The sequence below is a fragment of the Glaciihabitans tibetensis genome, from assembly GCF_003003265.1.
Classification (GTDB): domain Bacteria; phylum Actinomycetota; class Actinomycetes; order Actinomycetales; family Microbacteriaceae; genus Glaciihabitans; species Glaciihabitans tibetensis.
Map to the genome: position 1 here is coordinate 205,066 of NZ_PVTL01000004.1, position 12,166 is coordinate 217,231.

The 12,166-nt window shown below is 63.7% G+C and carries 12 protein-coding genes; 5 read left to right on the top strand and 7 right to left on the bottom strand.

Translation table 11 applies throughout. The features are described 5' to 3' along the window. Positions 1–25: 25 nt before the first annotated feature. The 4 genes from ctaE to qcrB are packed head-to-tail and all read left to right on the top strand — an operon-like array spanning position 26 to position 4,315. Positions 26–688 (top strand): aa3-type cytochrome oxidase subunit III, encoded by a 663-nt coding sequence (gene ctaE / locus B0I08_RS09055; protein WP_106212294.1) that lies wholly within the window; start codon positions 26–28, stop codon positions 686–688. A 22-nt stretch (positions 689–710) separates the two neighbouring features. Further along, positions 711–1,514 carry a cytochrome bc1 complex diheme cytochrome c subunit gene (gene qcrC, locus B0I08_RS09060; protein ID WP_106212015.1) on the top strand — a complete coding sequence of 268 codons (804 nt, stop codon included), beginning with the start codon at positions 711–713 and terminating at the stop codon, positions 1,512–1,514. A 42-nt stretch (positions 1,515–1,556) separates the two neighbouring features. Next, positions 1,557–2,663, top strand: a complete 1,107-nt coding sequence (gene qcrA / locus B0I08_RS09065; RefSeq protein ID WP_106212017.1) for a cytochrome bc1 complex Rieske iron-sulfur subunit — start codon at positions 1,557–1,559, stop codon at positions 2,661–2,663. Continuing rightward, on the top strand, positions 2,660–4,315 hold the full coding sequence (gene qcrB, locus B0I08_RS09070) for a cytochrome bc1 complex cytochrome b subunit (RefSeq protein WP_106212018.1): 1,656 nt from the start codon (positions 2,660–2,662) through the stop codon (positions 4,313–4,315). The genes qcrA and qcrB overlap by 4 nt, the downstream gene beginning before the upstream one ends. Positions 4,316–4,430: 115 nt before the next feature. Here qcrB and B0I08_RS09075 read toward each other — a convergent pair whose 3' ends face one another. The 5 genes from B0I08_RS09075 to B0I08_RS09095 all read right to left on the bottom strand — a co-directional run bounded on the left by B0I08_RS09075 (position 4,431) and on the right by B0I08_RS09095 (position 9,840). Continuing rightward, a complete protein-coding gene (locus B0I08_RS09075; RefSeq protein WP_425432992.1) occupies positions 4,431–5,093 on the bottom strand; it encodes a mycothiol-dependent nitroreductase Rv2466c family protein in 663 nt (220 codons plus the stop codon). Positions 5,094–5,265: 172 nt separating this feature from the next. After that, complete coding sequence (gene ctaD, locus B0I08_RS09080; protein WP_106212020.1) at positions 5,266–7,005, bottom strand: aa3-type cytochrome oxidase subunit I; 1,740 nt, start codon at positions 7,003–7,005, stop codon at positions 5,266–5,268. After that, on the bottom strand, positions 7,002–7,874 hold the full coding sequence (gene ctaC, locus B0I08_RS09085) for an aa3-type cytochrome oxidase subunit II (protein ID WP_106212022.1): 873 nt from the start codon (positions 7,872–7,874) through the stop codon (positions 7,002–7,004). Before ctaC ends, ctaD begins: the two co-directional genes overlap by 4 nt. A 153-nt stretch (positions 7,875–8,027) precedes the next feature. Continuing rightward, complete coding sequence (locus B0I08_RS09090; protein WP_106212024.1) at positions 8,028–8,384, bottom strand: HesB/IscA family protein; 357 nt, start codon at positions 8,382–8,384, stop codon at positions 8,028–8,030. A gap of 34 nt (positions 8,385–8,418) precedes the next feature. Then, entirely contained in the window at positions 8,419–9,840 is a 1,422-nt protein-coding gene (locus tag B0I08_RS09095; protein WP_106212026.1) for a dipeptidase, read from the bottom strand. Between the two features lie 39 nt (positions 9,841–9,879). Here B0I08_RS09095 and B0I08_RS09100 point away from each other — a divergent pair, with 39 nt between their 5' ends. Beyond that, positions 9,880–10,452 (top strand): DUF3043 domain-containing protein, encoded by a 573-nt coding sequence (locus B0I08_RS09100; RefSeq protein WP_106212028.1) that lies wholly within the window; start codon positions 9,880–9,882, stop codon positions 10,450–10,452. A 106-nt stretch (positions 10,453–10,558) separates the two neighbouring features. Here the strand turns inward: B0I08_RS09100 and B0I08_RS09105 are convergent, their stop codons facing one another. Next, the gene (locus B0I08_RS09105; RefSeq protein ID WP_106212029.1) at positions 10,559–11,584 is read right to left on the bottom strand and encodes a quinone-dependent dihydroorotate dehydrogenase; all 1,026 of its coding nucleotides are present in this window, start codon (positions 11,582–11,584) and stop codon (positions 10,559–10,561) included. Positions 11,585–11,694: 110 nt separating this feature from the next. Further along, positions 11,695–12,159 (bottom strand): transcriptional regulator NrdR, encoded by a 465-nt coding sequence (gene nrdR, locus B0I08_RS09110; RefSeq protein ID WP_106212031.1) that lies wholly within the window; start codon positions 12,157–12,159, stop codon positions 11,695–11,697. Positions 12,160–12,166 lie beyond the last annotated feature (7 nt).

The following is a 12,166-nucleotide window of genomic DNA, read 5'->3' on the forward strand; positions in this document are numbered from 1 at the left end:
GGGTCGACTGGCACCTCCAATGCGGATGCCAAGAGTCTTTGTGCTCCATAATGGGATAGTGACGAGCACCTCTCTAGCCCGACCGGTCGGCGCCCCAATTGTAAATCGACCGAGCCCAGTTGCCGTTGGCACGATTGTGTGGCTCGGCAGTGAAGTGATGTTCTTCGCGGGACTTTTCGCGATCTACTTCACGCTGCGATCGACGTCGCCCGAGCTGTGGGAGCTGCAGAGTTCGAAGCTCAACATCACGTTCTCTGCGATCAACACCGCGGTTCTGGTGACATCGTCGCTAACCTGCCAGTTCGGCGTCTTCGCCGCGGAACGACTCCAGGCCAAGCGCACGAGCTGGAAGCTGTCCGACTGGGGCATGGCCGAGTGGTTCTTCGTCACGTATGTCATGGGCGCGATCTTCGTCATCGGGCAGGTCTATGAATACGCCCTGCTGGTCAGCGAGGGCGTCTCCCTCAGCTCCGACTCGTACGGATCTGCGTTCTACCTCACGACCGGATTCCACGGTCTGCACGTGACCGGTGGGCTCATCGCCTTCTTGCTCGTCATCGGACGCGCGTACGCGGCCAAGAACTTCGGCCACAAAGAAGCGACCAGTGCGATTGTCGTGTCGTACTACTGGCACTTCGTCGATGTGGTGTGGGTCGGCCTGTTCGCCGTCATCTACCTCCTGAAATAAAGAAGCGGAATAGACAACCAGCATGGCGAAGTCCACTAGCTCCACCCAGAAGCGCCGCTCCGGCCGCCGCTCCCCCCTGGCATCCATCGCACTCATCGTGGTGGGTCTGCTCAGCACAGGCGGCGCCTACGCGCTGTTCACCACCGCCGCCACCGCGGAAACCACGGTCGCGCACGAGCAGCTCACCGAAGAGGGTTCGAAGTTGTTCGCCGCGAACTGCGCCACCTGCCACGGCCTCGACCTCGCGGGAACAGAAGCTGGTCCGTCGCTGATCGGCGTCGGCGAAGCGTCCGTCGAGTTCCAGGTCGCCACCGGGCGCATGCCCATGGCGCAGTCCGGTCCGCAGGCTGAAGAAAAGCCCGTGCAGTTCACCGAAGAACAGATCGAGGCCCTGTACACGTACGTTGGCGCCCAGGCCCCCGGCCCCGGCATCCCTGACGAGGAATACCTCGCTGCAGACGGCGACGCTGCCCTGGGTGCCGAGCTGTTCCGCATCAACTGCGCCATGTGCCATAACGTCGCCGGCGCCGGTGGAGCGCTCACCGAGGGAAAGTTCGCTCCGTCACTGACGGGTGTCTCGGCTCAGCACATCTATGAGGCGATGGTCACCGGCCCGCAGAACATGCCGGTGTTCAACGACGAGAACATCTCGCCGGAAGACAAGGCAAACATCATCACGTACCTCACGTACCTCGATGAGAACCCCTCCCCGGGAGGCCTGTCGCTCGGTAACCTCGGACCCGTCTCAGAGGGACTGTTTATCTGGATCTTCGGACTGGGCGCGATCGTGGCAATCACGGTCTGGCTCACAGCGAAATCCAACTAGCTCAGAATTAGCAGCGCTCCGGCGTTGGTTGAAGGGAAGACAATGGCACAGCACGACGACGGTGTAGCCACTCCGGATGGCGTAACCGCCCCGGACGCGAATGACACCGCTGCCGGCTCCGCGATTGCGAAGGTGGAGGCCCGCGAGGTCTCCCCCGGGCTCGGAGTTACACGCCCAGACACGTTGGTGAACCCCGGTTTCCCGCCTCACCGCGCACGCCTGACCGACACGGACCCGAGGAAAGAGAAGCGAGCCGAGCGACAGGTTTCGATCCTGTTCTTCCTCTCGATCATCGGAAGCGTCCTTGCGGTCGCGGCCTACATCGCATTCCCCATCGAACCGGGCAACATGACCTCGGTGCGCATGAACACGCTCATGCTCGGCCTCGGGATCACGCTGGGCCTGCTTGGCATCGGCATCGGAGCCGTGCACTGGGCAAAAGCCCTCATGAGTGATGTCGAGATCGTCGAGAGCCGTCACGGCACTCGCGGCTCCGACGCCACGCGAGCCAAGGCTCTCGAGGTCTTCGCACTGGGAAACAAGGAATCCGGATTCGGCCGCCGCTCGCTCATCCGTAACAGCCTCATCGGCGCACTCGTTCTCACGCCGATCCCGGCCGTGGTGCTCTTCCGGGACCTGGCTCCCGCCGAAGACCCGGTGCCGCTGCTCAAGCACACCATGTGGGAAAAGGGCACCCGCCTCACTCGCGACCCGAGCGGCACGCCGATCAGAGCATCGGACATCACCATCGGATCGGCGTTCCACGTCATCCCCGATGGCCTCAATGATTCTGAACACAAGCTCGAAGAAAAGGCGAAGGCCGCGGTTCTCGTAATGCGCCTCGACCCCGCCGACCTCGTTGAGCGTCCAGAGCGCGCAGAGTGGTCGTACGACGGCATCGTCGCTTACTCCAAGATCTGCACCCACGTCGGCTGCCCGGTGGCATTGTACGAACAGCAGACGCACCATCTCCTCTGCCCCTGCCACCAGTCGCAGTTCGACGTTGCTAACCATGCCGAAGTGATCTTCGGCCCGGCCAAGCGCGCCCTTCCCCAGTTGCCCATTGCGGTGGACAGCGAGGGATACCTCATCGCCCAGAGCGATTTCCTAGAACCCGTCGGACCCAGCTTTTGGGAGCGTGAGCTATGACATCCACCGACACACACGCCGGCACAACAACCGGCGCCACCGGCAATGCAGCCCCGTCCGCGGTAGTCCCCACCAGGGGTGCCCGCTTCACCGGAGCAGCTGCCAACTACATCGACGAGCGCACCAGCATCTCCGGACTGGTGAAGGAAGTCGGTCGCAAGATCTTCCCCGACCACTGGTCGTTCATGCTGGGCGAAGTAGCCCTGTATAGCTTCGTGGTCATCCTGCTGTCCGGAACCTTCCTGACGTTCTTCTTCGAAGCCTCCATGGTTCCGGTGGAGTACGACGGTTCGTACGTGCCCCTCAAGGGCATCGAAATGTCTGCGGCAATGGCCTCCTCGCTGGATATCTCGTTCGACATCCGCGGCGGCTTGCTGATGCGCCAGGTACACCACTGGGCCGCACTGCTGTTCGTCGCCTCGATCGGGCTGCACATGCTTCGCGTGTTCTTCACGGGTGCGTACCGCAAGCCGCGTGAGATCAACTGGCTCATCGGGTTCGTCCTGTTCATCCTCGCGATGGCTGAGGGGTTCACCGGTTACTCGCTTCCCGACGACCTGCTCTCCGGTAACGGCCTGCGGATCATCGACGGAATGGTCAAGGGCATCCCCGTCGCCGGCACCTGGGTCTCCTACCTGCTGTTCGGTGGCGAGTTCCCCGGGACCGAGATCATCTCGCGCCTGTACGTGCTGCACATTCTGATCCTGCCGGCAATCCTGGTTGCTGCTCTCGGAGTGCACCTGCTGCTGCTCATCATCAACAAGCACACGCAGTTCGCGGGCCCCGGCAAGACCAACGACAACGTGGTGGGCGCGCCCATCATGCCCGTCTTCGCGGCGAAGGCCGGCGGCTTCTTCTTCATCGTGTTCGGTGTGATCGTTTTGATCGCGGCGACCGTGACGATCAACCCGATCTGGAACTACGGCCCATACGACCCCTCCCCCGTTTCTGCTGGTACCCAGCCTGACTGGTACATCGGCTTTGCTGATGGTGCTCTTCGACTGGTGCCGCCGGGGCTCGAGTTCGTGATCTTCGGCTTCACCGTCTCGATGAACATCCTGATCCCCTTGGTGGGCCTGGGACTCTTCATCGCAGTGGTCGCTTTCTACCCCTTCATCGAGGCGTGGATGACCGGAGACAAGCGCGAACACCACATCGCAGACCGTCCGCGCAACGCGCCCACGCGAACCGCCATCGGTGCCGCCGGTGTCACGTTCTACGCGGTCCTCTGGGCCGCGGCGAGCTCGGACCTGATCGCCACCCACTTCTATGTGTCGATCGAGAGCGTGATCCATACGCTTCAGGCTCTGCTGTTCATCGCGCCAGTCGTGGCATACCAGGTGACGAAGCGCGTCTGCCTGGCATTGCAGAAGAAGGACCGCGAGATCGCCCTGCACGGGTTCGAGAGTGGCCGCATCGTGCGGTTGCCTGGTGGCGAGTACATCGAGGTGCACGAGCAGCTCGACGACTACGAGCGCTGGAAGCTGGTCAGCTACAACGAGTACAAGCCGCTGATGATTCGCCCGGATGCGAACGGCAAGATCAGTGTTCTGCAGCGGGTTCGTGGGGGTCTGTCGACCTGGTTCTTCGAGGACCGCATCTCACCCGTCACCAGCACCGACATCGAGCGTTCGCACGACTCGAGTCACTAGTCACCGATAGCCGGTTACACCGAGGGCCCGGAGCCTGGCTCAGCTAGAAATTAGCTGGGCAGGCTCCGGGCCCTCGTGCGTTTGGCGGTGCTGCGGTCGTCGGCGGAAGGTGCGATCAGTCGAAGATGGGGTCGACGGTGCGAGTGCGCTTGATCTCAAAAAATCCTTCATAGGAAGCGGCGGCGACGACGCCGTCCCACAGGGCGAGGGCCTGCTCTCCCTTGGGTGCCGGTGAGATCACGGGTCCGAAGAAGGCAACCCCGTTCACTGCGAGCACCGGCGTGCCCACATCCTGTCCAACACGGTTAATTCCCTCGAAGTGGCTCTTCCGCATTCCGGCGTCATGGGCATCGGTGAGCGAGGTCTGGGCGAGCTCAGCGGGCAAGCCCAACGCCTTCAGGGCCTCCGTGATGACCTGTAATGGGTCCGTGGCACCTCCGGGGTGAATGCGTGCGCCCAGCTCGTCGTAGAGCGGCTTCACGAACTGCTGTCCGTGCAACTCTGCTACCGCAGCAACGAGGCGCGTGTAGCGCAACGCGCGGGGGAAGAATGCGCGGTACTCCTCGCTCACGTCGTTGTTCTCGTTCAAGACAGCGAGGCTCATCACGTTCCAGGTCACGTCGAGGGAGCGGAAGCGGGCCACCTCGTCAACCCAGCGGGACGTCATCCACGCCCACGGGCAGGACGGGTCAAACCAGAACTCAACCGTCGTCGGCGTAGCTTCGGTTTCGGTCACGGCGCTGCGGGCGGCGGGGGTCGGGTCAAGGATAGTAGTCATCCACCCAGCCTATGACTGGTCGACCGTGCAGCTGGTCGAAGCGGGGGCCAGGCGGCCGGGCGACGGCTGGCCGACATCGTTGGAGTGATCAGAGCACTCGCGACCACGGTCGATGGGGTAACGACAAATGGCGCCCAACCGAAGGTGAGCGCCATTGCGCGAGGAAGTGAAGCTACTTGACCTGCTCGTCAGCCTTGTCGTAGACGGGAGCGTCTGGGGCGTCCTTGAACGGTCCGATGCCGGAGGGCATCTCCGCCTCAGGGTGGTGCAGGTCAAACGCCGGCGACTCCGAGCGGATCCGCGGGATCGACGTGAAGTTGTGACGCGGCGGCGGGCACGAGGTCGCCCACTCGAGCGAGCGCCCGTAGCCCCACGGGTCGTTGACGGTGACCTTCGCGCCACGGCGAGCCGTGATGTACACGTTGTAGAGGAAGGGCAACATCGACAGACCGAGGATCATGGCGCCCACGGTCGAGAGCTGGTTCATCCAGGTAACGCCGTCTCCGGGAAGGTATGTCGCGTAGCGGCGAGGCATGCCCTCCACTCCAATCCAGTGCTGGATGAGGAACGTCATGTGGAACCCGATGAACAGCAACCAGAAATGGATCTTGCCCAGGTTCTCGTCGAGCATCTTGCCGGTCCACTTCGGCCACCAGAAGTAGAACCCGGCGAACATTGCGAACACCACGGTGCCGAAGACTACGTAGTGGAAGTGCGCAACCACGAAGTAGGTGTCGGAGACGTGGAAGTCGAGGGGCGGCGACGCCAGGATTACACCGGTGAGGCCACCGAAGGTGAAGGTGATGAGGAATCCGATCGCCCACATCATCGGGGTCTCGAAGGTCACCGACCCGCGCCACATGGTGCCGATCCAGTTGAAGATCTTCACACCGGTCGGAACCGCGATGAGCATTGTCATCAGCGAGAAGAACGGGAGCAGGACGGACCCGGTGACGTACATGTGGTGCGCCCACACCGTGACCGACAGCGCCGCGATCGCGATCGTCGCGTAGACGAGAGTCTTGTAGCCGAAGATGGGCTTGCGGCTGAACACCGGGAAGATCTCAGAGACGATGCCGAAGAACGGCAGAGCAATGATGTAGACCTCGGGGTGCCCAAAGAACCAGAACAGGTGCTGCCACAGGATGACGCCGCCGTTGGCCGCATCGTAGATGTGCGCGTCGAACATTCGGTCGGCGCCGAGAGCGAGGAACGCCGCGGCGAGAACCGGGAACGCCATGATCACGAGGATCGAGGTGACCAGGATGTTCCAGGTGAAGATCGGCATGCGGAACATCGTCATGCCGGGGGCGCGCATCGTGATGATGGTCGTGATGAAGTTGACCGCACCGAGGATGGTGCCGAAGCCGCTCAGCGCGAGACCGAACACCCATAAATCGCCGCCGAGTCCTGGCGTGAACGTTGTACTCGACAGCGGAGCGTAGGCAGTCCAGCCGAATGATGCTGCACCCTGCGGTGTGAGGAACCCGGCGACGGCGATGAGCGAGCCGAAGCTGTACAGCCAGTAGGCGAAAGCGTTGAGGCGGGGGAACGCAACGTCGGGTGCGCCGATCTGCAACGGCATCATCACGTTGGCGAATCCCGCGAACAGCGGTGTCGCAAACATGAGCAGCATGATCGTGCCGTGCATCGTGAACAGCTGGTTGTACTGCTCCTTGGTCTGGACGATCTCCAGGCCGGGTGCGAACAACTGGGCGCGGATGACCAGCGCCATCACTCCGCCGAGGCAGAAATAGATGAACGACGAGATCAGGTACATGTACCCGATCGTCTTGTGGTCGGTCGAGGTGACCCAGTTGACCAGAACGGAACCCTTGCGCCCGATGGACGGCGAGGACCCGTTGACGGTCTCGGACCCTCCGGCAACAGGGCGACTCAATGTGGTAGTCATTCGGTCGACTCCTCGCTGCCGTTGCCCGTGCGGCCGGGCAGGTTCTGGTTCACATTGTATTCGAGCGACTGCTGGCCTTCGAACCCGTCGGCGCGTCGACTCTCGATGTAGGCGTCGTAGTCCTCCTGCGACACCACCTCGACCTGGAACAGCATCAGGGAGTGGTACTCGCCACACAGCTCGGCGCACTTGCCTGCGTAGGTGCCGATCTTTTCGGGGATGAAGTACATGTAGTTGGACCGGCCCGGGAGCATGTCCTTCTTATAGAGGAAGTCGACAACCCAGAAGGAGTGAGCGACATCGCGCGACTCCACCGTGATCTCGACGGTCTTACCAACCGGCAGGTACAGGGTCGGAAGGGAGTCGGGGTCGACGATGTTGTCTTCTTCGCGCTCCTGAGCCTGGATACCCGAGTAGTAGACGTCTTCGTCAACATAGTTGAAGGTCCAGGACCAACGCTGGCCGATGACCTCGATCGAGACATCCGGGTCAGCTATCGGGGCTTCGATCTCTGCCTGGTCCCGCGCCGTGAAGGCGAAGAACCCGAGAACGAGGATAAGCGGCACGACGGTATAGAAGATCTCGATCGGCAGGTTGTAGCGCATCTGGATCGGCAGACCGGTCTGGCCCTTGCGTCTGCGGTAGACAACCGCGGCCCAGAGGATGAGCCCCCAGGTGAGAACACCGACGCCGAGCAACACGATCCACGATGTGGTCCAGAGACCCGTGATCCTGTCGGTGTGGTTGGTAATCCCGGCTTCACCCGGGAGGTAGCCACGCAGCTGCTCCGGTGTGCAGCCAGCAAGGCCGATTGTTAGAGCTACCGCGATGGGAATGGCTACCCATCGAAGACGGCGGTTAGAGCGCACCTGAGACCTCTCGGATGTTGCGGACTGATTCGAGATCAGTCTACAACCCGCTCGCGGCCAGCCTGCCCCTCGACACCATGCGGAAGTGGCGAAAGTCCCGAGGAAGGTTCTCCTCGGGACTTTCGTGGGTGGTGCGTTCTGCGACCGTTTCGCCTAGTGGAAGCTGTCTCCGCACGCGCAGCTACCCGAGGCGTTCGGGTTGTCGATCGTGAATCCCTGCTTCTGGATGGTGTCTTCGAAGTCGATCGATGCACCATCGAGGTAGGGGACGCTCATCTTGTCGACGACAACTTCGACGCCCTCGCCGAAGTCGACGGTTGCGTCACCGTCGAGCATGCGCTCGTCGAAGTACAGCTGGTAGATCAGGCCGGAGCATCCACCAGGCTGCACGGCGACACGCAGGCGAAGGTCATCGCGACCCTCCTGGGTCATCAGGCTGCGCACCTTGAGCGCTGCGGTGTCTGTCAGTCCGACGCCATGGGCAGCGGGTGCAATGGTGGTGTCAGTCATAGATACTCCTCGATCAATAAAAGCTGTTGCGATTCTACGCGCGCGACTGCAACTTTGCGAGCAAAACGGCTTCGGTAAGGATCGCTCGCCGGAAAACTCCCAAATGCAGCGATTCGTTCGGGCTGTGCGCGCGGGTGTCCGGGTCCTCCACGCCGGTGACGAGGATCTGGGCCTCGGGGAACTGGGCGACCAGGTCGGAGATGAAGGGGATCGACCCGCCTATCCCCGCCTCAACCGCTTCAACTCCCCACGCCTCATGCATGGCGTCTTTGGCTTCGGCCACTGCCCACCCGTCGGTGTTGACCAGGAAGGGATTGCCGCGATCGACATCCGAGATCTCCACGTGCGCTCCGAATGGTGCGTGCGCCAGCAGGTGCTCTTCGAGCGCGGCATACGCGTCCTCCCCCGTCTGTCCGGGCGCGATGCGGGTGCTCACGCGCACGCTCACACTCGGAATGAGGGTGTTCGACGCGTTGATCACACTGGGTGCGTCGATACCGGTGACCGTGATGGCCGGCTTCATCCAGAGTCGGCTGAGAACCGTGCCCGTTCCCACGGGGGTGACGCCGGGAAGCAGTGCCGCCTCCGCTTTCAGGCGCTCATCGGTGTATTCGGGGGTGTCCCACTGCTGGGAGGTGAGGCCGGCGACCGCTACCGAACCGTCGTCCGCGTAGAGAGACGACAGCAGCTTGATGGTCGCGAGCATCGCATCGGGCGCTGCACCGCCGAACATGCCGGAGTGTGAGGCGTGGGCGAGCGTCGAGACGGTGAGCTTGAACGTCACGTTGCCCCGCAGCGACACGGTGAGCGACGGCGTGCTGGTGTCCCAGTTGTCAGAATCGGCCACCACGATGACGTCGGCCGCGAGCTTCTCCTTGTGCTCCTCGAGGAAGTTGGTGAACGAACGGGAACCGAACTCCTCCTCCCCCTCAATGAACGCCACGAGTCCGAGGTCGAAGTCGGTGCCGACCGCGGCGGTGAAGGCGCGGATCGCAGCAACGTGGGCCATAACGCCCGCTTTGTCGTCCGCCGCCCCGCGACCGTAGAGGCGGTCGCCGCGCAGGGTGGGCTCGAACGGGGGCGACTCCCAGTCCTCGTCAGCTCCGGGAGGCTGCACGTCGTGGTGCGCGTACAGGAGAATCGTCGGGCGCCCGTTGCGGGCGGCGCGGGTGGCCAGCACGGCAGGCTGCCCGAGCAAGCCGGTCTCGGTGATCGGCGCGCGCGCGATTTCGACGGATTCGAACACCTCGAGCCCGGTAAGCAGGGCCGCAACCGCGTCGGCGCTGGCCGCGACGGCGGCGGGATCGAACCCGTTCCAGGACACCGAAGGAATGCGGACGAGAGCGGAAAGGTCGGCGATCGCCGTCGGCAAGCCGTCCTGCACCGCGTCCTTCAGCTGGTCGAGGGTGGCGCGGGTCTGGGACTTAGCTGCCGATGGCAGCTCAAAATCGGTCATGGAGGTAATCTTAAGTCGACACCGAAGCTAGGAATAACCGTGGCCAAGACGACAAGCACCACCAACGAACCCGCAGCCGAGGAGTTTGACAACACTCCCGGCAAGGGACGACCCACTCCGACGCGCAAAGAAAAAGAGGCAGCGCGCAAGCGCCCGCTCGTTTCGAACGACCGCGCAGAGTCGCGCCGCCGCGCCCGCGTCGCCAACCAGATCCAGCGCGATCGCGCGCGCATCGGCCTCGCCAACGGCGAGGAGAAGTTCCTTCCCGTCCGCGACCGGGGTCCACAGAAGAGATTCGTGCGTGACTACATCGACGCACGGTACAGCGTCGGCGAGGGCCTGATCCCCCTGATGCTCATCGTGATCGTACTGACGGCCTTCCCGCAGGCGATCGTGCAGACGATCGGCCTCGGCGTGCTCTGGACCTTCTTCGTCGTCGCGATCATCGACTGCCTGCTCGTCGGCCGCCGGATCCAGCGCAAGCTGGCCGAGCGGTTCGGTGAGACCCGCGTTGAGAGCGGTGTGCGCTGGTATGCGGCCATGCGGGCGCTGCAGCTGCGCGTCATGCGTATGCCCAAGCCGCAGGTGAAGCGCGGAGCCTTCCCCGCTTAGACGGTGCGGCCTGATTTATCCCAGGCGCGAGAAACGCCCTCCAGACTTCCGGTCGGGAGGGCGTTTCTCGTTTGTCCGTGCGGGGCGGATGTCGCTGTGCCGCCGTTCAGCGCAGGAGGGCGAGTTCCCGGTTCACCGCACGGGCCCACAGCGGGCCGAGGTAGATGAACGCCGTGTAGCCCTGCACGAGGGTGGCGCCGGCCGCCAGGCGCGCGGCCACATCTGCGCCGGTTTCCACACCTCCGACCGAGATGACACAGAAGTCAGCGGGCACAACGGCACGGATCATCCGCAACACCGCAAGGGAACGCTCGGCGAGCGGAGCACCGGACAGGCCGCCGGCACCGGCCGCTGCAATGGTCGCCGGGTTGGTGCTGAGGTTGTCACGCGACAGCGTCGTGTTTGTGGCGATGATGCCGGCGAGGCGAAGGTCGACGGCGAGCTGCGCGATTCGCGCGACCTGCTCGTCGGTGAGGTCGGGCGCGATTTTTACCAGCACGGGCGTCGCTCCGGCTGCGTCGCGCACCGCGCTGAGGAGCGGTTCGAGCTTGTCGAGGTCCTGGAGGCCGCGGAGGCCCGGGGTGTTCGGCGAGCTGACATTCACGGCGAGGTAGTCCGCCGCCGGAGCCAGCAGCCGGGTGCTCACGAGGTAGTCCTCGATCGCGTCCTCAACCTCAACCACGCGGCTCTTGCCAATGTTGACGCCGATGATCGGTCGGTCGCGCCTGGCGGCGACGCGGGCGAGCCGGGGTGCCGCGGCGGCCGCACCGGTGTTGTTGAACCCCATGCGATTGATAACGGCGCGGTCGGGAATCAACCGGAAGAGGCGAGGGCGGTCGTTGCCCGGCTGCGCATGCGCGGTGATGGTGCCCACTTCGACGTGTCCGAACCCGAGTTGCCCAAGACCGCGGATCGCGATGCCCTCTTTGTCGAATCCGGCGGCCACGCCGAACGGCGAGTCGAAGTGCAGCCCCAGCGTGTGCACCCCCAACCCGGGAGCGGGGCGGGTAAAGCGGCGCACGAGCCGCCCGATGCCCAGCGTTGGCAACCAGCGGATCACCACAAAGGCGAGGTGATGAGCCCGTTCGGGATCGAGGCGGCGGAGGACGAGGTTAAACAGGGCGCTATACATCTCGCCCCAGAGTACCGGGTGCACCGGGGGCTGCGACGGGACGTTAGTCCGTACCCGGGGCTGCCCGGGACGCGGCGACGGGAGGTTAGTCCGTGCCGCCCGCGGTGTGCTTAGTCCGTGCCGCCCGTGGTGTGCTCTGTGCGAAGCTGCGCAATCGCAGACTCGAAGTCGTCGAGCGACTCAAACGCCTGGTACACGCTGGCGAAGCGCAGGTACGCGACCTCGTCCAGCTCGCGCAGCGGCGGCAGGATAGCCAAACCGATGTCGTTCGCGTCGATCTGCGACGCGCCGGTGGCACGGATCGTCTCCTCAACGCGCTGTGCCAGAACGGCAAGGTCGGTATCTGTCACCGGACGCCCCTGGCACGCTTTCCGAACGCCGGACACGATTTTTTCCCGGCTGAACGGCTCCACCACGCCGCTGCGCTTGATGACCGTCAGGCTTGCTGTCTCGGTGGTGCTGAACCGGCGTCCGCACTCCGGGCACTGCCGGCGGCGACGAATCGACAACCCGTCGTCACTGGTGCGGGAGTCGATGACACGGCTATCGGGGTGGCGACAAAACGGGCAATACATGGTGGCT

Excerpts from the sequence above, each read along its gene's own strand:
- ctaE (WP_106212294.1), top strand. The coding sequence starts at position 26 with ATGCCAAGAGTCTTTGTGCTCCATAATGGGATAGTGACGAGCACCTCT.
- qcrC (WP_106212015.1), top strand. The coding sequence starts at position 711 with ATGGCGAAGTCCACTAGCTCCACCCAGAAGCGCCGCTCCGGCCGCCGC.
- qcrA (WP_106212017.1), top strand. The coding sequence starts at position 1,557 with ATGGCACAGCACGACGACGGTGTAGCCACTCCGGATGGCGTAACCGCC.
- qcrB (WP_106212018.1), top strand. The coding sequence starts at position 2,660 with ATGACATCCACCGACACACACGCCGGCACAACAACCGGCGCCACCGGC.
- B0I08_RS09075 (WP_425432992.1), bottom strand. The coding sequence starts at position 5,093 with ATGACTACTATCCTTGACCCGACCCCCGCCGCCCGCAGCGCCGTGACC.
- ctaD (WP_106212020.1), bottom strand. The coding sequence starts at position 7,005 with ATGACTACCACATTGAGTCGCCCTGTTGCCGGAGGGTCCGAGACCGTC.
- B0I08_RS09090 (WP_106212024.1), bottom strand. The coding sequence starts at position 8,384 with ATGACTGACACCACCATTGCACCCGCTGCCCATGGCGTCGGACTGACA.
- B0I08_RS09095 (WP_106212026.1), bottom strand. The coding sequence starts at position 9,840 with ATGACCGATTTTGAGCTGCCATCGGCAGCTAAGTCCCAGACCCGCGCC.
- B0I08_RS09105 (WP_106212029.1), bottom strand. The coding sequence starts at position 11,584 with ATGTATAGCGCCCTGTTTAACCTCGTCCTCCGCCGCCTCGATCCCGAA.
- nrdR (WP_106212031.1), bottom strand. The coding sequence starts at position 12,159 with ATGTATTGCCCGTTTTGTCGCCACCCCGATAGCCGTGTCATCGACTCC.